The organism is Marinitoga sp. 1197 (assembly GCF_001021165.1).
Taxonomy (GTDB): domain Bacteria; phylum Thermotogota; class Thermotogae; order Petrotogales; family Petrotogaceae; genus Marinitoga.
Genome location: NZ_AZAY01000006.1, coordinates 24,695 through 51,357, shown reverse-complemented (window position 1 = coordinate 51,357; position 26,663 = coordinate 24,695). Strand labels below are relative to the sequence as shown.

24 protein-coding genes and 1 tRNA gene are annotated in these 26,663 nt (G+C 26.7%); 9 read left to right on the top strand and 16 right to left on the bottom strand.

Going from position 1 to position 26,663, the window contains the following annotated elements; genetic code table 11:
- Positions 1-8 precede the first annotated feature (8 nt).
- On the bottom strand, positions 9-914 hold the full coding sequence (lgt, locus tag X275_RS01660) for a prolipoprotein diacylglyceryl transferase (RefSeq protein ID WP_047267234.1): 906 nt from the start codon (positions 912-914) through the stop codon (positions 9-11).
- A gap of 54 nt (positions 915-968) precedes the next feature.
- Between lgt and X275_RS01655 the strand changes: the two genes are divergently transcribed.
- Positions 969-1,044, top strand: a tRNA-Gly gene (locus X275_RS01655).
- Here X275_RS01655 and X275_RS01650 read toward each other — a convergent pair.
- From X275_RS01650 to X275_RS01620, 7 genes are all read right to left on the bottom strand, one after another.
- The gene (locus X275_RS01650; RefSeq protein ID WP_047267233.1) at positions 1,045-2,337 is read right to left on the bottom strand and encodes a tetratricopeptide repeat protein; all 1,293 of its coding nucleotides are present in this window, start codon (positions 2,335-2,337) and stop codon (positions 1,045-1,047) included.
- Positions 2,319-4,856: a hypothetical protein gene (locus tag X275_RS01645; protein ID WP_047267232.1), complete on the bottom strand. Its 2,538-nt coding sequence runs from the start codon at positions 4,854-4,856 to the stop codon at positions 2,319-2,321. Before X275_RS01645 ends, X275_RS01650 begins: the two co-directional genes overlap by 19 nt.
- A 2-nt stretch (positions 4,857-4,858) precedes the next feature.
- Entirely contained in the window at positions 4,859-5,716 is an 858-nt protein-coding gene (locus X275_RS01640) for a polyprenyl synthetase family protein (protein ID WP_197072573.1), read from the bottom strand.
- Positions 5,694-6,236 carry a bifunctional nuclease family protein gene (locus X275_RS01635; RefSeq protein ID WP_047267231.1) on the bottom strand — a complete coding sequence of 181 codons (543 nt, stop codon included), beginning with the start codon at positions 6,234-6,236 and terminating at the stop codon, positions 5,694-5,696. The genes X275_RS01640 and X275_RS01635 overlap by 23 nt, the downstream gene beginning before the upstream one ends.
- Before the next feature lie 31 nt (positions 6,237-6,267).
- Positions 6,268-7,014 carry a lysophospholipid acyltransferase family protein gene (locus X275_RS01630; protein ID WP_047267230.1) on the bottom strand — a complete coding sequence of 249 codons (747 nt, stop codon included), beginning with the start codon at positions 7,012-7,014 and terminating at the stop codon, positions 6,268-6,270.
- A complete protein-coding gene (thiI, locus tag X275_RS01625; protein WP_047267229.1) occupies positions 7,007-8,233 on the bottom strand; it encodes a tRNA uracil 4-sulfurtransferase ThiI in 1,227 nt (408 codons plus the stop codon). The genes X275_RS01630 and thiI overlap by 8 nt, the downstream gene beginning before the upstream one ends.
- A gap of 68 nt (positions 8,234-8,301) precedes the next feature.
- Positions 8,302-9,150 (bottom strand): YitT family protein, encoded by an 849-nt coding sequence (locus X275_RS01620; RefSeq protein ID WP_084825072.1) that lies wholly within the window; start codon positions 9,148-9,150, stop codon positions 8,302-8,304.
- Positions 9,151-9,254: 104 nt separating this feature from the next.
- On the opposite strand from X275_RS01620, the gene X275_RS01615 reads away from it, so the two are divergent.
- The 4 genes from X275_RS01615 to ileS are packed head-to-tail and all read left to right on the top strand — an operon-like array spanning position 9,255 to position 15,638.
- Positions 9,255-9,722 (top strand): Mut7-C RNAse domain-containing protein, encoded by a 468-nt coding sequence (locus X275_RS01615; protein ID WP_047267228.1) that lies wholly within the window; start codon positions 9,255-9,257, stop codon positions 9,720-9,722.
- Between the two features lie 23 nt (positions 9,723-9,745).
- On the top strand, positions 9,746-12,499 hold the full coding sequence (locus X275_RS01610) for an ATP-binding protein (protein WP_052913511.1): 2,754 nt from the start codon (positions 9,746-9,748) through the stop codon (positions 12,497-12,499).
- A 19-nt stretch (positions 12,500-12,518) separates the two neighbouring features.
- Positions 12,519-12,875 carry a response regulator gene (locus tag X275_RS01605; RefSeq protein ID WP_047266390.1) on the top strand — a complete coding sequence of 119 codons (357 nt, stop codon included), beginning with the start codon at positions 12,519-12,521 and terminating at the stop codon, positions 12,873-12,875.
- 15 nt (positions 12,876-12,890) lie between these two features.
- Positions 12,891-15,638, top strand: a complete 2,748-nt coding sequence (gene ileS, locus X275_RS01600; protein WP_047267227.1) for an isoleucine--tRNA ligase — start codon at positions 12,891-12,893, stop codon at positions 15,636-15,638.
- A gap of 96 nt (positions 15,639-15,734) precedes the next feature.
- Here the strand turns inward: ileS and X275_RS01595 are convergent, their stop codons facing one another.
- From X275_RS01595 to X275_RS01575, 5 genes are read right to left on the bottom strand one after another with little or no spacing between them, the layout of a single operon-like run.
- Positions 15,735-16,553, bottom strand: coding sequence for a N5-glutamine methyltransferase family protein (locus X275_RS01595; RefSeq protein WP_052913509.1), 819 nt, complete (start codon positions 16,551-16,553; stop codon positions 15,735-15,737).
- Positions 16,550-16,858 (bottom strand): metal-sulfur cluster assembly factor, encoded by a 309-nt coding sequence (locus X275_RS01590; RefSeq protein WP_047267226.1) that lies wholly within the window; start codon positions 16,856-16,858, stop codon positions 16,550-16,552. Before X275_RS01590 ends, X275_RS01595 begins: the two co-directional genes overlap by 4 nt.
- Positions 16,839-17,870: a peptidylprolyl isomerase gene (locus tag X275_RS01585; RefSeq protein WP_047267225.1), complete on the bottom strand. Its 1,032-nt coding sequence runs from the start codon at positions 17,868-17,870 to the stop codon at positions 16,839-16,841. Before X275_RS01585 ends, X275_RS01590 begins: the two co-directional genes overlap by 20 nt.
- Positions 17,867-18,559: a MazG family protein gene (locus tag X275_RS01580; RefSeq protein WP_052913507.1), complete on the bottom strand. Its 693-nt coding sequence runs from the start codon at positions 18,557-18,559 to the stop codon at positions 17,867-17,869. Before X275_RS01580 ends, X275_RS01585 begins: the two co-directional genes overlap by 4 nt.
- A gap of 11 nt (positions 18,560-18,570) precedes the next feature.
- Positions 18,571-19,233 (bottom strand): ribonuclease HII, encoded by a 663-nt coding sequence (locus X275_RS01575; protein WP_047267224.1) that lies wholly within the window; start codon positions 19,231-19,233, stop codon positions 18,571-18,573.
- A gap of 169 nt (positions 19,234-19,402) precedes the next feature.
- Here X275_RS01575 and X275_RS01570 point away from each other — a divergent pair, with 169 nt between their 5' ends.
- The 3 genes from X275_RS01570 to X275_RS01560 all read left to right on the top strand — a co-directional run bounded on the left by X275_RS01570 (position 19,403) and on the right by X275_RS01560 (position 23,301).
- Positions 19,403-20,593, top strand: coding sequence for a pyridoxal phosphate-dependent aminotransferase (locus X275_RS01570; RefSeq protein WP_047267223.1), 1,191 nt, complete (start codon positions 19,403-19,405; stop codon positions 20,591-20,593).
- An 8-nt stretch (positions 20,594-20,601) separates the two neighbouring features.
- A complete protein-coding gene (locus X275_RS01565; protein WP_197072572.1) occupies positions 20,602-21,234 on the top strand; it encodes a class II aldolase/adducin family protein in 633 nt (210 codons plus the stop codon).
- 84 nt (positions 21,235-21,318) lie between these two features.
- The gene (locus tag X275_RS01560; RefSeq protein ID WP_052913505.1) at positions 21,319-23,301 is read left to right on the top strand and encodes a methyl-accepting chemotaxis protein; all 1,983 of its coding nucleotides are present in this window, start codon (positions 21,319-21,321) and stop codon (positions 23,299-23,301) included.
- Positions 23,302-23,428: 127 nt separating this feature from the next.
- Here X275_RS01560 and X275_RS01555 read toward each other — a convergent pair whose 3' ends face one another.
- Both X275_RS01555 and X275_RS01550 read right to left on the bottom strand, forming a co-directional pair.
- The gene (locus X275_RS01555; RefSeq protein WP_047267220.1) at positions 23,429-24,109 is read right to left on the bottom strand and encodes a YjjG family noncanonical pyrimidine nucleotidase; all 681 of its coding nucleotides are present in this window, start codon (positions 24,107-24,109) and stop codon (positions 23,429-23,431) included.
- Between the two features lie 3 nt (positions 24,110-24,112).
- Positions 24,113-24,706 carry a class I SAM-dependent methyltransferase gene (locus tag X275_RS01550; RefSeq protein WP_047267219.1) on the bottom strand — a complete coding sequence of 198 codons (594 nt, stop codon included), beginning with the start codon at positions 24,704-24,706 and terminating at the stop codon, positions 24,113-24,115.
- Between the two features lie 53 nt (positions 24,707-24,759).
- Between X275_RS01550 and X275_RS01545 the strand changes: the two genes are divergently transcribed.
- On the top strand, positions 24,760-25,506 hold the full coding sequence (locus tag X275_RS01545; protein ID WP_047267218.1) for a hypothetical protein: 747 nt from the start codon (positions 24,760-24,762) through the stop codon (positions 25,504-25,506).
- Between the two features lie 254 nt (positions 25,507-25,760).
- Here the strand turns inward: X275_RS01545 and X275_RS01540 are convergent, their stop codons facing one another.
- Positions 25,761-26,474 (bottom strand): hypothetical protein, encoded by a 714-nt coding sequence (locus tag X275_RS01540; protein ID WP_047267217.1) that lies wholly within the window; start codon positions 26,472-26,474, stop codon positions 25,761-25,763.
- Between the last annotated feature and the right edge of the window lie 189 nt (positions 26,475-26,663).

The following is a 26,663-nucleotide window of genomic DNA, read 5'->3' as shown; positions in this document are numbered from 1 at the left end:
GTTTAATTTTAATGTGATTTTTTGATACTTGTTTTTGAAGATACAGCTTGTTTTTTTAAATAAAAGTATAAAAATACTCCAAATATTATAAATAAAATGCTTATTAATACTGCAACTTTCATTCCTAAAAACATTAGTGAATCTGTTCTTAAAATCTCTATAAATGCTCTTCCTAAAGAATATAAAATTAAATACAACGATATTATTTCTCCATCAAATTTCTTTTTGTTTCTTGCATAATAAAATAAAAATAGAAATATTAATAAATCCCATATAGATTCATACAAAAACGTCGGATGAAAATATTTGAAATTTTCATATCCAGACATTCTGAATGAATATGGTATATACATTTTCCAGGGCAAGTCGGTAGGACCTCCATATGCTTCATAATTGAAAAAGTTACCCCATCGACCAATTGCCTGCCCTAACGGAAGAACATGAGACATTAAATCAAGTCCTTTTAAAAAATTAAAAGTAAGATTTTTTTTCATCTTAGTATATAAAAATACAGAAAGTAACGCCCCCAAAATTCCTCCATGAATCGCCAAGCCACCATGCCATGTTTTAAATATTTCTGAAAAAGGTAACTTTGAATATATATCCCAATTAAATATAACGTAATATAGTCGAGCACCAATAATAGCAAAGATGAGACCAATCATAATAGCATTAAATAAATCATTTTCAGAAATATTCCATTTTTTTGCAGTATCATTTGCTAAAAAAATGCTTAAAAATACTCCTGTAGCTATCAACAAACCATACCATCTAATTTGAAAAGGTCCAATTGATATTAATACCGGTTTTAAAATTAAATTTCCGGAAAACACTTTTGGCAATAAAAATATTAATAAAATAATCATAATGGAGATGGAAATTAGGAGTGTAATTTTAAATAATTTATCCTGCATACTAGACCCCCTTGAAATTTTTTTTGAAAAATGGTATAATATTTTACTGTGAATGCGGGTGTAGCTCAGTTGGTAGAGCATCAGCTTCCCAAGCTGAGGGTCGCGGGTTCGAGTCCCGTCGCCCGCTCCATTATTCTATCATTAAAGAATCTCTGTTTTTTTCCGCAAAGATTTCTTTAAAAATATTGTGCAAATCTCCTTTGGAAAATGATCCTCCTTTCTTTTTAACTTCCTCGTCTATTTTATCTAAACTTTCTAAACCTTTAACATTAGATACTATTATGCTCCCTTCAGGTTCAGACATTATTTTATTGTATTTAGTGATAACATCAATATTTGGTTTAATTGTTTCAATATCATCCAGGCTTGTCATTTTTTCTTTTTGAATGAACGATTCGATATTTTTATCTTCTACATTGTTTTCAATTTCAATATTATCATTAACCTCTTTTATTTCCCCATTTTCCATCTCCTCAGAAATTGTTTCATCCTTAATATCTTCGGATTCGTTTTCACCTTTAACAGTTTTATGAACTTCTTCCTCTTCCAATACATCTTCTATATCCATATTAATATCTTCTGTTTTAACATTTTCAGTTGAAGCTTCATTATTAACCTCTTCAGTTGAAGCTTCATTTAACAATTCGTTAACATCTATTTCTTCAAGATTTGTTTCAATTGCTTGTAAAGTTTCTCTTTGGTTAATTTGTGCAAAATTCTCATTATTTTCATCATCTTCAATATCCATTTTCTTTTTCATTTTTTCATACTCATCCCATAACTCTTCTAATTCGTCAATTTTTACTTCTAATATTTCTTCTACCGGAATAGCAGGAATTTCCTCACTGGTTTCTTCAAATTCAGCAATATTCTCAACATTATTTTTTACAGATTGCATAGTAGTAAATGTATATTTCTTGAAAATAAAAAAGTAAGTCAAAAATCCCATTATCATTACGATTAACAATATAACAAAAAATACAATAACATAGTACAATAAACCTATTTTTAAATCTTTATTAGACGTTGATTCTGTCGATTGCACAGTAGAATCTATCTTTAAAGATTTAAAATGCAAATCTTCACGAATATTTCCAGATTCAATACTTTTTAATGCAAGAGAAACCTTTGGATCGTCAGCATAATACTTCAAATATTCTTTTGCTTCGTCATATTTTCTTAAATAAAATTTTGTCCATCCTAACATATATCTTATATCAGGATATTTTATTTCTATTTCAGCAGAAAATTTTAATGCTGTTTCAAAAAAAGACTCTGCGCTTTTATAATTTCCAGTTTGAAAAGCGCTTTTTCCATTAAAATAATATACTTCAGCCTTATCTAAAAAGGTTTGGGAAAAACTCATTAAAGCTGCAGATAAAAAGAGAATGAAAAAAAAGTTTTTTAATAATCTGTTATCCATAATTCAAATCCCCTATCTTTTTTTATCAAAAGTAAAAAAGAGTTTTTCTTAAAAACAGTCACATCTATTATATTATAATTTGAAATTGATTGATATTTCCCTGGAAAAATCTTATTTTCCAAATCAATATACGTTACATAATTTCTGTCAAAAACCCATAATCTATTATTATTTTCAATCAATTTGAATTTACCAACATCAGTATTACCAAGTATTTGAGCTTTATGATTCTTTGTATTATAAACTATTAGTTTATAATCAGAAGTTAATAAATATATATAATATGATCGAGAATAATAATCTGTGTAATAACCAAAATCAGTATTTATTATATTTTTAATTCCATTTTTGGTTATAACTGTTTCCCATTTGTCTTTTGTCCTTTTTAATATTTTGTCTCCCAATACCAAGTAAAAATTATTATTTATAACTTTTAAAGAATTAAATATCACATTATCAGCTATAATTTTATCATCTTCATAAATTTTGGCTAATCCATTACTATAATCAACATATATATATTTTCTTATCTCTGGTAAATAAAAAACATTATCATGTATATTAAAATCAATATTTCTTATCTTTATAAATTCATAAGAACTATTATCAATAGCATATATTCCATCATTAGCCGTTATATACAATCTATTTTTATACTTAAGACTTCCGAGAATATTTTTATTTAAAATATTATTTCCGTCAGTATCAAATACACCTTTATTTGATACAATCAATATATTACCATTCAAATTATATATTTTACCATATATTATATTTTCCAAATATAATAATTGTTCTGAAAAATTCAGCAGTTTGATATTTTCATAATTTTTAGGCTTTTCAAAAATTTTAGAAATTCCTTCTTTTTTTAATTTTTCTTTCACTTTTGTTTCTTCAATTGCTTTTTTGGTTTCAGGAAAACTGTCATCCTTTATTTCTGGAACAGCCACTTTTTGTATTCCAAGCGATAAATTTTTTTGTAATATTTTCAGAACATCATTATCAGAAAATAGTTTGTTATATGGTATTTCAAATGTGTAAAATTTAGCTCCATCCAATTTAGCACTTTCAATAGTCACAAGGCCATCACCATAACCATTTATGAATTCCGGATAAAACGTTGCTAATTTTGTATTTTTTATATGAATATTTATATCAGGGATAGTACCAGTATAAATATAATATTTTATATCCTTTCTTCTGGGTAAAGTATTTATTTTTTTTATAAAATCAGAATCTGGTAAAAGTTCTTTGTAATACGCCGAAATAAGATCCATTTTAGAAGAAATATTCAAAAATAAAGAATTATATTCTTCTTTATTTAATCCATAAGTCAACTCTATAATTTCTGGACTTTTTTTATAAATTATATTAAAATAAATGGGATTTATTGTATTTATTCCCTTATTTGGCGGTGAGAACATACTAATAGTTCTAACATTTTTTATTTCAGGATGTTTTTCTAAAGCATAACGCACAATCAAACTTCCTATCCCCTGTGTAATTATGTCAAATTGTTTATTTTGTTTTGTTTTCAACTCAAGTGCAAATCTTTCTGCTTCAAATTCAAGATAACTATTTGAACCAGTTCTAATAAAATAACCAAAAAAAGCGTCCATATAACTTTTTGGTTTTGTTTCCAATAATGGATATTTATAATACCATATAGTTCTATTAGGAAAATATAAACTCCAGACATTTTCACCATATATATTATTTATAGACTGTGTATTTGGTACAAAACCCAAAAAGTTGTTATCTACACCTGGTACCAATAAAAGATCAGGTTCTAAAGATGGCGGTTTTTCAATTAAAGTTTTTAAACCAAAGGAAACTTCTTTTGGTGTAGGATCAACATACAATCCGAATTTAGAAAAATGAAATGTATTAGCTTGAACCACATATGTACCCAATGATTCATCTTTAAAAATTTCACAACCGGATAATTTTTTTATAATAGGAGGATCGTCATCCGATGCATACATTATAGAAAAATTATTGAATGAATCACCATAATAAAGATCCATGGGAATACGATATTTTATTTTTATCGGTTTTAATGAAGATTCTTCTTTATTATCATCAGGGATTATTGTATAAATGGGTCCATAAAAATTACCCATAGTTTTTAGATTTTGATATTCAGCAGAATTTTCTTTTAAAGGTTTAATTGTAAATGTTTTTTTATATTGAAAAGCATCCGGTGGAACATATAAAAATAAATTCGATATGGAAGCTGATTCTGCATCTCTTTCTATTTTTAATTTTCTTGTAGCAAAACGTGGTATTATTAAAAAAGAACCTATAAATATTAAAATAATAAGCAAAAGACCTCCAAGCATTTTTATCTTTTTCTTTCTTTCAAGATGCTTGAAGTTTTTAATATTATATAACAGATTATTTATCAACTTTTTAAATTTAATATTTTTTAATCCACCAAAAATCTTTCTAAAGTCTATTTTTCTTTTCTTCTCGCTTTTTTCTTTCTTTTCTTTTTTTTCTTTTTTCTTTTTTGCCATATCTATTTCCTTTCAATAATGGATTTTATTTCTTCTAAATATTCGACGAATTTAAAAAATTTTAATTCTGAAAGAATAGACAATGTTTCTTTAAACAAATTATCAGCATATTTTTTTGCCTCCATAACAGAAAAAATATTTAAAAAGGTAATTTTATTTATATCATTATTCAAATCCTTGCCAATTTCTTCAAAACTTCCAAATTTATCTTTTATATCATCATATATTTGAAAAGATACCCCAAAATTTTCTCCAGCAATTTTTAATAACTTAAAATCATCTTTTTTATTGAGTATCAGAGGAATACACGCAAAAGAAAATTCAAATAAAGAAGAAGTTTTTTTTACATACATTTTTTTTATATCATCTTTTGAAGGATTAAGCAACTTTTTCTCAAAGGCTACATCTAATGCTTCACCTTCAATAAGATTTAGCAGTACTTCTGCAAAAAAACTATTTAATAAATAAGACTCATTAATATCAAAATCAGAAAATAATTTAAATGGTAAAATAAATCCAAGATCTCCTGTCAAAATAGCTTGCCACTCGCTGAATTTTTTATGATTTGTTTTATTTCCGCGACGATATTCGCTATTATCTATTGCAGGTAAATCATCATGGATTAATGAAGCTGTATGAATAATTTCAATTATAAAACCTATTTTTAGAAGTTTTTCTTCATCCACATTATAATATCGACCAATATTGTAAATTATCCATGGACGTAATCTTTTCCCACCAGAAAAAAAAGAATATTCAAGAGGTTTTTTTATTATATCGTCTATATCTAAAAATATAAAAAACCGTTTTGACTTTCTATCAAAAAATTCCTTAAAATCATTTATTTTCATTATCTTCATTCCCTTCATCGAAAAAATGTTTCTTTATTGTATCAATATCAAAATTTTCAAGAAAATCTTTGAATTCTTTTCTTTTGATTTCAGAATCTTCATTATATTGATCATCAATTGGTATAAAAGAAAGATCTATACCATTATCCATAACAACTTTATCTCTTACATATATTGGAATTTGATTTTTTACAGCTAAAATTATAGCATCAGATGGTCTTGAATCAAAACTAATAATATCTTCATCTTTTTCTAAATAAATTGTTGAATAATAGATATCATTTTTCATATCAGTTATTTCAATTTTTTTAAAAAAATAATTTTCTTTTTCTAAAATATTTAACAGAAGATCATGTGTTAACGGCCTTGGAGTTTCCTGATTGTTTATAGCCAATGCCAAATAAGTCGCTTCACAGGCTCCGATCCAGATAGGAATACCTATGTGCGTATGTTCTATTCTTAAAAATACAACCGGAGAATTTGAAACCTTATCCAATCCTATGGTTATAACATCAACTTTTTTAAACATAAAACCACTTCCTTTAAACAGAAAAAATAATTTAATTTACTTCTTTTGATAGTAATTGATATATATAATCTCTTAAAGACTCTTCATTTTCAAAATTCTTTGGATTAATTGGCTCAAAAATTCTAATTTTTACATCATGTGGTTTTAAAAAATAATCTCCTTTTTTTATTATTTGATATGTCCCATCAATAGATACTGGAATAATTTTAATTCCATATCGATATGGTATCATTAAAGATCCTTTTTTAAATGGTTTGACTTTTCCATCTAAGGTTCGTGTACCTTCCGGAAAAAGCGCTAATTTATTTCCATTATTCAATTTTTTCTTTAATTCTCTAAGTGCTTTTGCAGCTTGAGATGGATTTTTCCTATCAATAAAAACTGATCCTAAAGCTTTTATATAAGATGAAATTATAGGTGCTTTCTCCAGTTCTTTTTTTGCAATAAATCCTACTGGATGCACATAGCCAATAATCAAAGGTATATCAAGTAAACTTTGATGATTGGCCACAATAATATAAGATTCATCTTCTAACTTGTTTAAATCATAATCACTTTTTACAATAACATTTATTCCCATTAATTTAAAGGACCTCTCACCAAATTTCGAAACTACCTTTCTTAAAAAAACATCAGCTTTTTTTTCACCTGATATTATTTTAACTATTTTCGAAATTAATAAGACTAATGATCCATATATAACAACATATCCAAAAAAACCTATATAAAACCATATGGTTAATATTATCTGTTTTAATAATAATACAAATTTACTCATTATTTAATCCCTCTTTTTCTGAAAAAACATAATTATCAATAATACTACCATTTTTTATAATATAAACAAGACTATTATTTAATGCATTCAACTCTAAAGTTTTTATATCTTCAATTTTATTTTCCATTAACTTTATTTTATCCACAAATGATTTGGTTGCAGGACTCTTAGGTAAAAACGCAACACAACTATCTTTATAAGGAAGAATTGAAATATCATAAGTGCCTATTTCTTTAGACTTTCTAACAATATCAAGTTTTTCATATCCTATTAGAGGTCTCAAAATCAGCATATCTGTAGCTTCAGATATAGTAATCATATTTTCAAGTGTTTGAGATGCTACCTGACCTAAATTTTCACCTGTAATCAATGCAGTACTTCCCGTATGCCATGCAAGTTTTGAAGCTATTCTCAACATAGATCTTCTTTGCATTATCAAAGAATAACTATCTTTTTTCAATTTTTTTATAGCCATTTGTACTTCAGTAAACGGTATTATATAATGATAAAAATTAAATGGATAGAATTCACTTAATTTTTTACTTAACTCTAATAATTTAAAAATTGTTTTTTCCCCATTACTTGGTGGACTATAAAATGATATAGCATTTAATTTTAATCCTCTCTTCATCATAGTCCACGCAGCAACGGGACTATCAATTCCACCAGATAACATAATACTTGCTTTTCCACCTGCACCAACTGGATATCCGGCAAAACATTCGATATTTTCAAAATATACAAACGAAAGTTCCTGTCTTATTTCAACTTTAATTAAATATTCAGGTTTATGAACATCAACTGTTAGCTTATTAAACTCATTAAGTATATCTTCTCCTAATTTTTTATTTAAATCAAAACTTCTAATAGGGAAAGACTTATCGGTTCGTCTTGCATCTATTTTAAACGTTCCACTTTCCACATGATTCTCTTTTAATAACCATATAATTTTATTTTTGATATCATTATAGTCCTTTTCGACCTCAATAGCAGGCGAAATGGATTTAATTCCGAATACCTTTTTTAAAGAATAAAGCATTTTTTTGTCTATTTTTATATTATCTTTTGGGAATACTATAATTCTGCCATAAATTTTTTTCACTTTTACACTATGATTTAACTGAAGAACAATATTGTTCATTAATTTACTTTCAAATATCTTTCTATTTTTCCCTTTGGTACCTATTTCACTGTATTTTATAACAACAAAATCATACATATTTCTTCCTCCTCTATTATACTATAATTTTTATTATATAAAAAATTATGACATTTTAACAAAAAGTCTTATATCCTTAATTGTTCAAATCCTTGACCAAAAACACCTGCAGCAGAAGACATTGAAATAAATGCATTTTTATCATATTTTTTTATAATTTTTAATACTATAGGTAATTCTTTTCTTTTTATTATTGTCAATATAATATTCTTATTTTCTTTTGTATACCAACCCGTTCCTTGGATTACGGTAACTCCTCTTCCAAGAGTTTCTGTGATTTCATCTGCTATATAGCCATAAAATTCTGAAAAAATAAACAATTGAACAGAAGACTTTTTTCCTTCTAACACAAGGTCAGTAGCATAACCTGCTATTGCCATCGTTACATAACCATAAATAATTTTTTCAAAAGAACCAAAAATAAAAATAGAGCTTCCAATAATTATTATATCAAATAAAAACATAGTTCTTCCAGGGCTGATATTTCTAAACTTGTTAATAATCATAACTATTATTTCTGTTCCACCTGTGGTTCCACCAGCAAGAAATACTATACCTACTCCACTACCCAATAATATTCCACCAATTACTGTAGATAAAAATTGATCGTATATAATTGGAGAATGGAAATAATTTTGTAAAATTGTAATAAATAGTGATGAACTTAAAATTCCATATATTGTTTTAAATCCAAATGATTTACCAATAATTTTCATTGCAATATAAAGCAAAACAATATTCATTAATAAATAACTAATACCAACCGGGATACCTGTAATATAATATATCATAGTACCGACTCCACTTAAACCCCCACCAACAATTTTCCAGGGTATTAAAAACAAAGTCCACCCTATTGCATTAATAAACGTGCCAATTGTAATAAGTAAAAATTCTTTAATCATTTCGATTTTCAACCTACTAACCTCCTTCAAATAAAATACACTTAATTATATCAAAATAATTTTAATTTATTAGTATTATTGTTAAAAATTTTAGATTTTTATAGTATAATAGTATTATGAAACAAATTTTTATTCTTGATATGCCATTGGGAAAACTGGCTAAAAAACTGAGAATTTTAGGATTTAATACAACATATTATAATAATATTACATATGATGAACTGGAAAAAATAGTTTTCAAAAATAGTAATTATATAGTTTTAACTAAAAGCACGAAATTTTATGAATCATTATACAATAAATATAATATCTTATTCATAAAATCTGATAATTGGAAATCACAATTAAGATTTTTAGTAATGAAATTAAAGCTAAAAATAAATATTTCAAAAATGTTTTCAAGATGTATAATTTGTAATTCTAAACTTATTCAAGTGGAAAAAGAAAACTACAGAGAATTTATTCCAGATTATGTATATTCAACCATAAATAATTTTAAATACTGCAAACATTGCAAAAAAGTATATTGGAGAGGAACACATGTTGAGAATATGATAAAAGATTTATTTAAAATACTTAAATAATGTAATATTTGGAGAGTGATTAAATGATAAATGAATTATTAAAAAATTTTTCAAATGAAAATCCTTCAAATTTATTAAAAGCCGTATTGAATGATACAGCAAAAACTTTATCTCAAAAATTTAAAACAGATATTTATATATTTATTCATGAACCTCCAAGGAATTTAATCAAATTATTTGGAGTTTCAAAAAATTGTGACGTTGTTGAAAAATTTAAAATTTATTTTTCAGATAATAAAGGATTATATGAAAACTTACTTAACAAAAAAATTGCTACAATTACAATAGAAAAATTTGAAGAATTGCAATGTCTAAATATAGAAAGCTTATATCTAATTCCCATTGTTTTGAATAACTCTTTAATAGGTGTATTTGCTGTATCAAAAGAATTAAATGAAAATGAAATAAAGAAATTCTATGATGAAGCAGAAAGTTATGGTATTATTCTGAAATTAACCATGGAATTCCTTGTTCTAGAAGAGACTAGAAATAGATTAGAATATATCGAAAAAATTACAGATCTATTTGAAAACATATTAGATGAAAACAAATTGGTAAAAAAAATTTTAGATACAATAAAAAATATGTTACATGCACAAGGAGTATTATTCTGGAAAACTGAAGGAAACAAATTAATTTTAAAAGAATTTTCGGGTTTTTCTGATGATGACATAACAAAAAATATATTGGATGATGTTCATTCACTTGAGGGGTTATGCAAAAAAAACAGAAATCCATTTCTGGTTGTGGGAAAAAGTAGATTTGAAAATTTTGACATTCCTTTAAAAACAGAAGTGTTATCCGCATTATATGCTCCAATAATAATAGATAATATAGATTATGGTGTAATTAGCGTTTATAATAGAGAAGAAGGATTTGGGTTTAGACCGTATAAACATTTTGATACCTTTGATTTATCATCATTAAGAAATATTACCAGAAGACTTGGATTGGCTCTCAGTAGAATATATTTGTATGATAAATTAAAGGATGAAATAGAAAAATTAATTACTTTGAAAAAAAATCACGAAAATTTAATTAAAGTACAGAGAGAACACCTTGATAAATTGAATTCATTGCATAAAATAAGTCAGGCAGTTAGATCCACATTTGATAAAAATAATGCAATTAAAATAATGTTAATGGGGCTTACAAGCGTTAGAGGATTGAAATTTAACAGAGCGTTATATTTGGAAAGAGATAGATTAAAAGGTGTTCTGGTTCCGAAAATATGGGTTGGTCCATCTGATGATGAGGATGTTAATGCAATATGGAAAGAAGCTAATAAAAGAGCTTTGAAATATGGAGATATTGTTCAGTATTTAAGAGAAGAAGCTATACAATTACCTTCTAATAACAAACTGACACAAACTGTTAAAAATAAACTTATAGTTTATAAAGGTCAGACTATTCTGGAGAGAGCCGTTACAAAAAAACACATAATACATGTTGTTCCTCAAATGATAAAACTAAAAAATGACGAATTACGATATTTACATGAAATTATAAAATATGAAGAATTTGTAATAATTCCCATCACAGGAAAATGGGAAACCAAAGGAATAGTTATTGCTGATAATAAATTTACAGGAAAAGAAATAACAGCAGTCGATATCGAAATATTGAGATTATTTCAGGATAGCATAGGTTTATCTATTGAAACTATTGAAAATTATGGTGAATTAAAAGAGAAAACAAAATCTCTTGAAGAACAAAAAAACTTAATAGATTTTTATAGAAGGTTTAATGAAAACATTTTGCAAAATCTAGCCCTTGCAGTTATAGTAATAGATAGAAAAGGAAAAATATTAGAGTGGAATAAAAAAGCAGAATTATTTTTTGACAAAACTAGAGAACAAATCGTTGGAGAAAGCACTGAAATATTAAAAGAAAAACTTGGCGTAGATGTTATAAATTCTATTGAAAGTGTATTTTTTACACGTGAAGAGATGAAAATGCCAAAATATATTATTAATCACGGTAATAACGAAAGAGTGTTTGACATTCAATTAGCTCCATTATGGAATAGAGATCTTGATGTAATAGAAGGGGTCATTGTTACATTTGATGATGTAACTGAAAATTATAAAATGGAAAAAGAAATTGCAAGAAGGGAAAAATTAGCTGCAATAGGTGAAATGACTGCACGTGTTGCTCACGAAATAAAAAATCCACTTACTATAATAGGCGGTTTTGTCAACAGAATGATGAAAAAATTGGACCAACCTGAAAAAATAAAACAATATTCACAAATTATTATGGACGAATTATCGCATTTAGAAAGTATTGTTTCAGAAATTTTAGAATTTAGCAGAGGAAGTAAAATACCTACATTTGAAATAGTAAATATAAATAAAATGATAGATGATATATTGATTATGTATCAAGATTTTTTTTACCAAAAAAATTTAGAGTTGCAATTTGAAAAAATGTTTGATAAAATAGAGGTAAAATGTGATAGAAGCCGAATTAAACAGGTATTAATAAATTTAATTAAAAATGCTATTGAAGCTACAAATGAAAAAAATTATATACATATTAAAACCGGTATAGAAAATGATTTTGTTTTTTTTCAAATTGAAAACAATGGTTCTCCAATTCCACAAGATGAGCAAAATAAAATTTTTTCACCTTTTTTTACAACCAAAGTACAGGGAACAGGCTTGGGATTACCTATTTGTAAAAAAATAATAGAAGAAGAACATAAAGGTAAACTTTATTTAGTAAAATCAGATGAACAATCAACCATTTTCCGTTTTGAATTACCGTTAAATTAAATTTTGGGAGGGGTTATATATGGCAAGAATATTGATTGTCGATGATGAAGATAATATTAGGCTACTTTTAAAGGAAGAACTAGAGGATATGGGTTATGAAGTAACCGATGCCAATTGTGCTAAAAAAGCATTGGAAATATTATCCAAAGATCAGAATTTTGACATTATTTCACTTGATATAGAAATGCCTGAAATGAATGGATTAGAATTAGCTGCAGAAATAAGAAAAAAGTATCCCGATAAAAAAATAGTATTAATGACAGCATATAGTCATTATAAAAGCGATATGGCATCGTGGGCCGCAGATGCTTATGTGGTAAAATCATTGGATTTAACAGAATTCAAAGACACAATAAATAGACTTTTACAATTATAGTGGAGGTGCTTTACATTGGATTATAAAGATACATTAAATTTGCCAAAAACGAGTTTTAAAATGAAAGCGAATTTAAAAACAAAAGAACCGGAAACACTTAAAAAATGGGAAAAAATGAATCTTGAACACTATATTAGAAAAGAAAGAGAAAATGCTCCTACATATATTTTGCATGATGGTCCTCCATATGCGAATGGCCATATTCATATTGGGCACGCTTTAAATAAGGTTTTAAAAGATATTATAATAAAGTATAAAACTATGAAAGGATATAATGCACCATATGTTCCAGGATGGGATACACATGGATTGCCAATAGAACATAAAGTTACAACCGATTTAGGTGAAAAAGCAAAAACAATGTCAAAACTTGAAATAAGGAAATTATGTGAAGATTATGCTTTAAATTTTGTAAATATACAAAAGGAAGAATTTAAAAGACTTGGTATAAGAGGAGATTGGGAAAACCCTTATGTTACATTAAAACCTGAATATGAAGCAAAAGTTTTGGAAATCCTCAAAAAAATGGTAGAAGACGGTAATGTTTTTAGAAATAAAAAACCTATATATTGGTGCCCGAGTTGTGAAACAGCATTAGCTGAAGCTGAAATAGAATATCATGATCACACATCACACTCTATATATGTTAAATTCGAGTTAGAAGATGAACCAAATACATATGTTGTTATATGGACAACAACTCCATGGACATTGCCTGCAAATGTAGCAATAGCATTGCATCCAGATTTTGATTATGTAAAAGTACAGGTAGGAAATGAAAAATGGATTTTAGCAAAAGGTCTTATGGAAAATCTACTGAATATTGCAGGTGTTAAAGATTATGAAATCTTAGAGGAATTTAAAGGAAAAGATTTAGAATACAAAAAAGCGAAACATCCATTCATGAATAGAGAATCACTAATAGTATTAGCTGATTACGTAACACTTGAAGATGGTACTGGTTGTGTTCATACTGCCCCAGGTCATGGTGCAGAAGACTATCAAACTGGGTTAAAATATAAATTACCTGTATTGTCTCCTGTAAATCACGAAGGAATATTTACAGATGAAGCAGGAAAATATAAAGGATTACATATATGGAAAGCAAATAAAATTATAATAAATGATTTAAGGGAATCCGGACATCTAATAGCTCAAACAGACATAAGGCATTCTTATCCTCATTGCTGGAGATGTAAAAATCCAGTTATATTTAGGGCAACAGAGCAATGGTTTATTTCTGTTGATAAAAATAATTTGAGAGAAAAAGCTTTAGATGAAATTAAAAAAGTCAAATGGATTCCTGACTGGGGTGAAAATAGAATAACAGCAATGGTACAGGACAGACCAGATTGGTGTATCTCAAGGCAAAGAGCCTGGGGAATTCCTATCCCTGCATTATACTGTGAGGATTGTGGTGAAACCTATATAGATCCTATTGTTATGGATAAAGTTATTGAAATAGTTGAAAAAGAGGGTACAAATGCTTGGTATGAAAGAGATGTCAAAGACTTTTTGCCAGAAGGTTATAAATGTAAAAAATGTGGTGGAACTCACTTTAAAAAAGAAGAAGATATTCTGGATGTATGGATAGATTCAGGTTCCTCGTGGGATGCTGTTGTTAATGTACGAAAGGATTTAAATAAATATCCTGTAGATTTATATTTAGAAGGCACAGATCAACACAGAGGTTGGTTCCAGAGTTCCTTATTTTTATCTGTTGCTAAAAACGGAATAGCACCATATGAAACAGTATTAACACATGGATTTATTAAAGATAAAGATGGAAGGAAAATGTCTAAATCATTAGGAAATGTAATAAGCCCATTTGACGTAATTGAAAAATATGGCGCTGATATATTAAGATTATGGGTTGCTTCAAGTGATTATAGAGGAGATATAAGGGTATCATTTGATATATTAAAACAACAAACCGAAGTATATAGAAAATATAGAAATACTATAAGATTCTTATTAGGAAATACATCGGATTTTGATCCACAAAGCGATTCTGTTCCATATGAAAAAATGGAAGAACTTGATAAATGGGCTATGATGAAGATTCACCAACTTATTGAAAAAGTTACAGAAGCTTATGAAAATTATGAATTCTTCAGGGTACATCATTTGATTAATAAATTCTGTACAGTTGAGATGAGTTCAATTTATCTTGACATTATAAAAGATAGAATATATACAGAATTGCCAAAATCAAAATTAAGAAGATCCGCACAAACAGTTATGTATGAAGCATTAGTTGTATTGACAAAATTGATGGTTCCATTGCTTGCATTTACAACCGAAGAAATATACTCTTATTTACCAACAAAAAAATATGAAACTGTACAACTTGAAAAATGGCCTGAAGTAAATATGAATTATATAGACAAAAAACTTGAAGAAAAATGGAACAAAATATTCCAGTTAAGAGAAGACGTTACAAAAGCTTTAGAAGAAAAAAGAAGAGAAAAATTTATCGGTCATCCCTTAGATGCTAAAATAATAGTTGAACCAAAATCCTCTGAATTAAAGGAAATCTTAAATGAATATGACCCATATTTTATAGCTGATTTATTTATTACATCTCAATTTGAATTAGGAACTGTTGATGAAGGATTTGAAGGGGAATATTCAAAAGTAAAAGTTGTAAAGGCAGAAGGAAAAAAATGTGAGAGATGTTGGAAAATACATCCAGAAGTTGGTAAAAACGAAAAATATCCAGATGCATGTCCTAGATGTGTAAATGTGTTAGAACAATTATAATATAAAACTCCCCTTTACGGGGAGTTTTATATTATATATATGTATTTGAAAATTCTGGATATAAATTAGAATTTTCAAAAGACATTTCTAATCCCTCTATGGTAATTTTTCAATAAATCTATTTATCTCAAAAGAATCCGTGTAAACTTTAACTTTTCCAAATTTAGATAATAATAATTTTGTTTTATCAATATTAAATTCGGTAGTTTCAAATAAAAAATGTTTTGATTTTAGAATATTCGGATAAATTAGTAACTTATAAAAAAAATCCTGGCCGTCATTACCAGCTTCTAAAGCTATTTTCGGCTCAAAATGTAAAGCTTTATTTTGGTAATAAAACTCACTTTCAACATAAGGTGGATTTGATATTATAAAATCCACCTTATTAATTATATCATATTCCACACTTTCAAAAATATTACTTTTAATAAAAATGATATTAGTATTATGTTTTTTAGCATTTATTTTCGCTACGTTTAAAGCATCTTCAGATATATCACATGCATAAATTTCTATATGAGGTAATTCCTTCTTCAAAACGATAGGGATTATCCCACTTCCAGTTCCAATATCAAGAATATATTTGTAATTATTTTTTTTTATTATATTTATCGCAATTTTAACCAAATCTTCAGTTTCAATCCTTGGTATTAAAACTCTCTCATCAACATAAAAATCATATCCATAAAAAATTACATTATTGGTAATATATTCTATTGGATAATCTTCAAATATTATTTTACTTATTTTTTCCAGTAATTCTCTAGAAATAACAAAATCTTTTTCAATCAAAATACTTGATATATTTATATTTTCAATTTTTGAAATTATTTTAGCAACAAAAAAGAGGGGATTATTAATCCCCTTTTCAATAAATATATTTTTGTACTTTTTTATAAACTCTCTTAATGTCATATTCCCAGAATAGTTCTAACTTCATCAGATGCCTTTGATGGATCCCATGGAGGATCAAAAGTTAACTCAACATTAACGCTCTTAACTCCTTCAATAGATCCAACCTTATTTTTTGCATCTTCTGTAATAAATCCTGCCAATGGACACATTGGTGTGGTTAATGTCATTAATACATGTACATTATTTTCTTCATCTATATTAACATCATAAATAAGCCCTAAAGAAACAACATCAAAACCAATCTCCATATCATATACATTTTTCAAAGCATTCATAACATCTTCTTTAGTTACCACTTTTTTCATCTCCTTTAAAAAATTTAGAGTTTATAATAATTTCAGAATTATTTTTAAATTTCTCAAATTCTGTGGTTATTAATTTATTAAACAATTGCTTTGCCTTTTCATCTTTAATATTTTCAATAATTTTTTGTTTTGCTTCTTCAAGAGTCATTTGTTTTTTAGGATATTTTTTTTCTATTTTTATTAATGAAAAATAATTTTCATTGTATTTCATCGGCTTCAAAATAGCTCCTGGAAATGAAGTCCTTATGGTATTTACTAAATCATTGTTATTATTTTCAATATCTATTTTAATTTCTGTTGCTTCATTTGAAGATATTTTTTTATTATAAATATCATCAAACATATAATATCCATCAATTATTTTTTGATACGCTAAGGATGCATCATCTGACGTTTTAAAAAACACAAGTTTTAAATCTGCAGATTGTGGAGTATAATATCTATTTTTATTTTTAGAATATTCTGTTTCTATTTCTTTTTCTGAAACATCTACATTACTTAACAAATATTTATATATTTCCGAAATAGCTTTCTGATAAAGTTTCTTATGATAAATATTATATATATATTGCTCTTTGTTTTCAAAACCCTTTGATATTAAATATAACAATATATCATTTTCAGATAAGTTTGATGATAAAAAAATTTCATTTATTTGATTTTTTACATCATTAAAAAGCTGATCTTTATTTAAATTTAACCCTTTAACTTTCTCTGTAAATTGAATAAATAAGATTTCTCCAGCTAATTTATCCAGTATCGATTTTTCATATTTTTGAATAACCATATTCCCTTCTGTTGTTCCAACTAAAATTTTATAAAAATTATTGTTTATATTATTTAAATTTCTTAAAATTTCAACAGTTTTTGCTTGAGATTGAAAATAATTATAATCAATATTTTCTGTGTTAATTATCGATATAGTTTGAGCATTAAGTTCCTTATATTTTACAATACCAAAAGATATAAAAGCTGATACTAAAATTAGAAAAAACAAAATATTTTTTTTCATTTTTTCTCCTCCCTATTTCCCTTATTTTTATAATTTTGTATAAATTCTTTTGATGCCATAAAAAGTAATGAATCTATATTCAAATTATTTTTAACATAAAAATATATCAAATGGGTTAAAAATTGAATATGATATTTTTCATTACTTATTTCATTTTCCAGATTATTTAAATCTTCTTTTATTAACTTAAAAATATCCTGTTTTTCAAAAGGATCAAATTTTACAGCTAACGAATTTTCTATTAATCTTCTTAAATTCATCAAAGGTGGCATCCCTGGATTATATTCACCTATCTTTGAAAAGTTTTTCTTTCCCTTTTCTTTTGCTTTTAATTTTTCCCATTGTTCATACGAATATTCCCCAGTATTTTCAAAAACATGTGGATGTCTTCTAACTAATTTTTCATTTAAATTATTTAAAACGTCACTTATATCAAAATTTCCATTTTCCTTTGCTATTTGAGAATGAAAAACAACCTGCAATAAAACATCTCCTAATTCTTCTATAAAATGTTTTTTATCATTACTATCAATTGCATGAATCAATTCATATGCTTCCTCTATTACATAAGGTTTTAAACTTTCATGAGTTTGTTTTCTATCCCATGGACACCCATCCTCAGATCTCAATGTTTCCATAATTTCAAGTAATTTTTCAAAATAATCTTTTGCTAATTTATTATCTTTCATACTATCCCCTTTCACAATATTCCTATTTTCATTAATCTCATATAATTAAATTCATTTTTATCAAAAGATATTTCATTATCTATTAACAAATTTCTTATTGGCTTAAATGTAATTCTATAAAAATCTTTTATACCATACTTTTTTATCTTTTCAATATGTTCTTTTGTTGGATATCCCTTATGCTTTTGAAAATTATATTCAGGAAACTCTTTATCTAATTCAAACATTAATCTATCTCTATAAACCTTCGCTAAAATAGATGCTGCACCTATTATTTTTGATTTTAAATCCCCTTTCACTATACATTCATAATTTTTTATATCAAGCTTAAAATTTTTCCCATCTATAATAATATGCTTATCATATAATTCGAAATCTTTTAGAACTCTTTTAATACCAAGAGTGGTCGCAGAAAATATATTATATAAGTCTATCTCCTCTGGAGTGGCTAATTTTATAGAATATTTGAAATTATCTATAATTATTTTAAACGCTTCTTCTCTTTTCTTTTCAGACATTTTTTTAGAATCATTTGAAATTTTATTCAGCAAATTCAATTGATCTTCATTTTCAACTAATATTGCACCAACCACCACCGGACCTGCCAGCGGTCCTCTTCCTGCTTCATCCACTCCAATAATTTTACCATATTTTTTTAAATATTCTAAATCCATTCTTTCACTCCTTATTTATATAGCTCGTCCAAAAAATCTATTTTTTATTCATAAAAAATCTAAATCTTAAATATTATCACATATTATTATTACAAAAAAATATGAAAAAAATCCTACCATTTATGATAAAATTAAATATCAGGAAAATTATTTCACAGGAGGGAACAAAATGGATTTTTCAAAAAGAATTCTAAATATGCAAGCATCACCTATCAGAAAATTAATTCCTTATGCTGAAGCAGCAAAAAAATCAGGGAAAAAAGTATTACATCTCAATATAGGACAACCAGATTTAGAAACACCAAAAGCTTTTTTTAACTATATTGAAAAACACAAACCAGAAATTGTTGCCTATACACATTCAGCTGGATTATATGAATTAAGAGAAGCTTTTTCAAAATATTATAATGAAAACAATATTCCTTTTTCTCCTGAAGATATTATAGTAACAAATGGAGGAAGTGAAGCTATTATATTTGCATTAGCTGCCATTGCTGATCCTGGTGATGAAGTTATTGTAATTGAACCTTTTTATGCAAACTATAGAGGTTTTGCTGAAATGATAAACGTAAAGTTGGTACCCGTTAGAGCTTTGCCTGAAACAGGCTATGCTGTGCCTTCAACTGAAGAGTTTGAAAAAGTTGTATCATCAAAAACTAAAGCTATAATTTTTTCAAATCCTTCAAATCCAACTGGCGCTGTATATTCTGAAGAAGAGTTAAAAAGAATTGTGGATTTCGCCAAAAAATATGATTTATATATCATTTCAGATGAAGTATATAGAGAATTTACATTTGATGGAACAAAACACATTTCTACAATGGCATTCGGAGAATATGATAGAACAATAGTTGTAGATAGCATTTCAAAAAGATACAGCGCATGTGGAGCAAGAGTTGGCGTTTTTGCAACAAAAAATAAAGATTTATACAATCAGGTAATAAAAATGGCTCAATCGAGACTATGCCCTCCTATGATTGCACAACTTGGAACAATTGGATTACTTGAAATGGATAAATCATATATAGAAAAAGTATATAAAGAATATGATAAAAGAAGATTGTCTGTTTATAATGAATTATTAAAAATAGACGGAGCTATATTTGAAAAACCCAAAGGAGCATTTTATGTATCTGTAAAACTACCAATAAATAATAGCGAAAAATTCGTTAAATGGATGCTTACAGATTTCAGCATTGATAATACAACAGTAATGGTAGCACCATTATCAGGCTTTTATGCTACGGAAGGCTCCGGAACCCAAGAAATCAGAATAGCTTATGTATTGGATAGTGAAAAATTAAAATTTGCAACACACATATTAGCCGAAGCTGTAAAAGCTTATAATAACAAAAAGTAGGTGATATTTTGAAAAATGAAATAATAAGAGCAATTGACTATTTAGAAAAAAAAGGACTTATAAAAGGAACATGGGGAAATTTGAGTGTAAAAGTAGATAATAAAATATTTATCACACCATCTGGTGTCCCATACGATATCCTTAAAGAAGAGGATATATCTGTTTTAGATTTTGAAACGGAAAAGCATATAGAAGGATTAAAACCATCAAGTGAAAAAGCCTTACATATAGAAATATACAAAAATTTCCCTGAAATAAAAGCCGTAGTACATACTCATAGTTTATATGCTTCAATATATTCAGCACTTCGTAAAACTGTTCCATGTTATATTGAAGACCAGGCGCAAATAATAGGTGGAGAAATTCCAGTAGCAGATTACAAACTTCCTGGAACTCTGGATTTGGCAATTGAAGCTGTTCGAAAATTCAAATTAGGTGTATATGGAATTTTACTTGCAAATCACGGAATTGTTTCAATTGGCAGAAATTTAAAAGAAGCTTTAATTGCTGCTGAAATAATTGAAAAAAGCGCTAATATAGCATATCATGTTGAATTGATGGGAAAAGGTCATACTCTATCTGAAGAAGATATTAAGTGGATGAGAAATCTGTATATAGCATCTTATAGCAAAAATATATAAAAGTTTGAATTTAAAGTAAATATATTTTTGCAAAAGAATAAAATATATGGTATAATTTTATTATAAAAAAAAGGGGGTATTTTTATGAGAAGTTTAAAAACACAAATGATATGGATAATAATTTTGATATCGTTGCTTCCTATGCTTATATTTACCGTTATAAGTACATATCAAAATTATAACAAAACTTACAATAATATCACAGGGCATTTGAAATCTACTACAAAAAATCGAGCAGAAGTTTTAAAAACCTACTTTAAACCTATTTTTGATATGGCTAATATGTTGTCTGATGATGCTAATGTAAAAGGTTCATATGATAATAAACATGAAGAAAAAACGTGGATGTTGAAGAATTTTGATAATATTGTAAAAAAATACAATAATTTTAGTGCGGTATATATAGGATTAAAAGATAAAACAATGTTGGTGAAACCCGATGCTGAATTACCGGCAGGTTATGATCCAACACAAAGACCATGGTATAAAGCAGCAATGAATAAACCTGGAGAAGTTGTTGTTTCTGAACCATATGCAGATGCATCGAGCGGGGATATATTAATAACAGTATCTAAAACAATAAAAAATAATTCCGGAGAAATAATAGGGGTCTTAGGTATAGATTTATCTATTAAGAATTTAGTAGATTCATTTTTGGGAGATCAATTGTTTGAAGAAGAAACTCCATATATAGTCAATGAAAAAGGGATTACTTTAATTCATGAAGATTCTGACAAATGGGGAGTAGACGTTAGCTCAATGGAATTTTTCACCAATGCAACTGACCAAAATGGTATAGTAGAATATACTTATAATGATATTACTAAACTCGCTTTTTATTATAAAATACCTGAATTAGGTTGGACAGTTTACGATGCAATACCAAAATCGGTAATTCAAAATCAGGTATGGAAGCAAACATACATTTATATAATAGTATTTGGGATTATAATAATAGCAGCATTTGTAATAGGTATAATGTTTGTAAACAATGTTGTTGTAAAACCTATTTTAATAATGTCTGATGATATGAAAAAAGTTGGAGAAGGAGATTTAAACGTTTCTGTAGATCTTAAATCTTCTAATGAATTAGGAGATTTAGCAAATATAATGAATAAAACTATTTCTTCTTTAAGATTATTAGTAGAAAAGGTGAAAAAATCATCAGAATTATTGATTGAAACATCAGATGATGTATCCAGTTCTATAGAGAAAAATGTAAAATTAAATGAAAGCATTTATTTAGAAATAGACGAAATTAATTCCAAAATACAAGATGCTTCTTCTTCATTAGAAGAAACAACTGCTGGAGTAGAGGAAATAGCAGCTGCAGCTCAAAGTGTTTCAAAATCCACACAAGAAGTCATGGAAAGTTCCTCTGAAGTATTAGGATTAGCTAAAAATGGAACTAAAAATATAGAAGAGGTAAAAGAAAAGATAAATAATGTAAATGAAAAAGCAAAGGAAAATGCCAAAACAGTAAAATCTTTAGCAAATGAAACAGCAAATATTCAAGAAATTGTTGAAACGATTAATTCAATAACCGAACAAACAAATTTATTGGCATTAAATGCTGCTATTGAAGCCGCAAGAGCTGGAGAAGCTGGAAAAGGTTTTGCTGTTGTTGCTGATGAAATAAGAAAATTAGCTGAAGAATCTAAAAAAGCAACAGAAGAAATTGCCATAATATTAGGTAAAATTCAAGAAAGTGCAAAGGAAGTTGATCTTGAAACAGAAAATGTTGTCAAAAGCATAACAGAAACAAATGAAATGGTATTTGAAATTGCTAATCAATTTGAAAGTATCACAGGAAAAATTGAGCAAATTTCTATGATGATCGATAATACTGCAGCATCAGCAGAAGAACAGACGGCTTCAACAGAAGAAATAGCAGCTGCAGTTGATACAGCAAACAAGGCTGTTTTAAGTGTTTCTGAAGATGTAACTAATTTTAAAGATGAAATATCCGAACAAAAAAAGGATTTTGTTAAAGTATCAATAGCGGCTAAAGAATTATCAAAATTAAGTGAAGAATTAGAGAGTTTAATAAAACAATTTAAAGTTTAACATAAAAAAGAGTGGCAAAGCCGCTCTTTTTTAATTAAATATAATAGAATCAAATTTAATAACAATTATTTATTTATTCAAAAAAATAAAACTAACATAAATCAAGAGGAGCTTAGCTCCTCTTGATTTATGTTAGTAATTTTAACAATTCTATGTAATTAGAAACCTTTTTACAGTTTAGTTCAGAATGATTGTTGTGAGGATCATAAAGAATAAAATCCATACCAGCATTTTTAGCTCCAATATAATCAGAATCAGGATTATCTCCAATATATACTGAACTTTTTATCGAAACGCCTGATAATTTTTCAGCCTCATAAAAAATCAATGGATCAGGTTTTGGCTTTCCAACTTTTTCCGAAGTTAATATAAATTCAAAATATTTTTCTAAATTTAATGCTTTGCTTCTACCCTTCTGTACCTTTTCAACACCATTGGTTATTGCAGCCATTCGTTGATTGAAACTTTTTAATTCTTCTAACAAATCTTTTGCTCCTGGTAAAAAGAATCCTAAATTTGATAAGTTATCTAAATAAATTTCTGAGGCTTTTTTGAATTCTATAGTTGAATTATAACCTATATTATGGAAAAATTCTTTAAATCTTTCAATAACAATAATTTCTTTAGGATATTTCTTTTCAGAAAATAATTTCCACCATTTTTCATTAATAGGTTTGTAAATTTCCAGGTATTCTTCACGCGGTTCAATGGAGAAATGCTTTAACGTATTAAATAAAGCTATTTTCTCTGATTTTTCAAAATCCAATATAGTATGATCTAGATCAAAATAAACAATTTCGTATTTCATATTTTACTCCTTTCTTATAATAAAATAATAAAATGAATTTTTTAAATGTCCGTATTCTAAAAGATTAAATTTAGCATATTGAATATATTCAAGTGGTTTTCTAATCATTGAAGAACCGACAATTGGGTAAGTTAATATATTTGTTAAATAAAGCAAAAAATCTTTTAAGATATTACCTGTTAACCCATGTTCTACAAATATTCCCATTCCACCGGTTTTTAAAATTTTTTTCACTCTTCCCATAGATTTATATGGATTTTTTACAGAACAAAAAACATCTATTGATAATACCGTATCAAATGTGTTATCATCAAACGGAAGGTTTTCAACACCAGACTTTACAAAGTCTAAAGTTAAATCTTTTCTTTTTTTTGCTTTTTCCTTTGCTATTTCCAGCATCTTTTCGCTTTTATCTATAAGTACAACATGAGAGCCTTCTGGATAATATTTTATATTATTACCAGTTCCAACTGCAAGATCCAGAGTATACCCATTTATTAACGGAACAAACCTTCGCCTGAATTTATCAATGGTATTCTTTTCTAATGGTTCAAGCAACTTATCATAATATTTTGCAAAGAAATCATATCTTGTCATATAATCACCTCAAGACAATTATAACATATTTTATTTTTCTATGGAGGGATAGAATGAAAATAGATATATATGGAGCTTTATTTTATGATATGTATATATTCGGAGAAAAAGTACATGAAGTTAAAATATTCGAAATGCCAGGAGGGTCGGGTTTTAATATTGCATATACATTATATAAATTAGGACATAATGTGAAATTCAATTCCTTTATAGGTTATGATAGAAGAGGCAAGCATTTAAGAAGTATTATACCATTTAAAAATTTAGAGGAAAAGAAGAAAAACACAGCATTGTTTATAAGCAAAAACGAAATACCAGTTGCCATAGAAAGATCAATAAATGATTGTAATTTTAAAGAATTAAAAAAAGAAGCTGATATAGCTATTATAACTACAGAATTATCTTTAAAAACTTTAGAAAAAATAAACAAATTAAATTATCAGCATATATTTCTCGATATAGGGCCAAGACCTTTTATATTAAAACAAGCTATCTCTATATTTAATAATGCATTTATAATCGGAAATGAACAAGAGTGCAGATTCAAAAAATGTAATTTAACAAAATTGGGCATGAAAGGCATACTTTATAATAATAAAAAATATAAAAGTAATGGCAAAAAAGCTATGTATAGTACAGGTTTAGGAGATATTTTTGATGCACTTTTTATTCATTATCTTTTTGAAACTAAATCATATGAAAAAGCAATAATAAATTCTATTAAAAAGACCGAAAAAGTGCTTGATATTCCCGGTCCTTATAACAAGATTAATCATATTTTTTTCAAAAGCACACCTTAGATGTTATACGCTTACAGCGGGTAATTGGAATAAATAATTTTTAATATTATAAATCCTTTCCCCTTAGATTTTTTATTCTAAAAAATCTAAGCGTGAGTGAAATCCGCCAACAGGATGTTTTTTTGAGTGAAGCTTTTTCATGGATGAAAAATGGATGAAAAATCGATGCGACGGTTGAGCATGAATAATTTTAAGGATAATCGCTGCCTGAGTGAATTCGACTTTTTAGACATCGTAATTTATATACTATGCCCTTAACATAAACTTTTAAGTGAAAAAATTGTGGAATAATCGTTCATTGTGTAGAATTTTTCAAATGATAAGTTTTTAATTTTCAAATTTATTTTTATGTTAAATTTTATTGTTTCTATAGCACTTTTTATTTTCTTAAGTTCTTCAATAGAATAATCAACAGGTTTATAATACCCTAAAGTAATATGTGGGATTAAAATTTTATTTAAAGGAAAAATTTTTTCAATTTTATTATATATATTCATTAATAATAAATAATCTTTTTTATTCGCTGGAATAAATTGAATACCTATAGCAGAACCTCCATGAAATAAACCGATAGATTTAAAAGATATAATTTCGTTTTTCAAAACGCAAAAGTTTTCAATAAATATTTTTTTTATATTTTTTTCTGTTTCTTTCATACACTTTACAACATTTTTATACGTAAAAGAATTACATAAATCATGAATAGTTATATGAAATGTATCAGCATTCAAAGGTAAAGCTAATATTTCTCCAACCTTTGAATATAAAATTTTCTGAATTTCCTTTATAATTTTAATATCATTTTGTTCTATAAATATCAAAATAGTATTTCCTATAAATCTAATATATTTACCCTCCAAATTTACCTTCAATTTAATCCCATCTATAACTTGCCAGTTTTTTATTAATTTATCCAATAATATTTTATTAATGCTTTCCTGATAGTTAATATATTCTGTATAGTCCATAAGCAATCCTCCTTTGTAAGGATTTTAACATATTTTAAGAATTATGTACACCTCTAAAAACATGAATAAATTATTAATATCAAACTATAAAAAGTTGTTATTGATTGTAAATGGTTATAATACTATTTGAAAGCGGTTTCATAAAATGGTAGTATACAACAGAGGCTAAATGCCTGAATTTTATAAAGG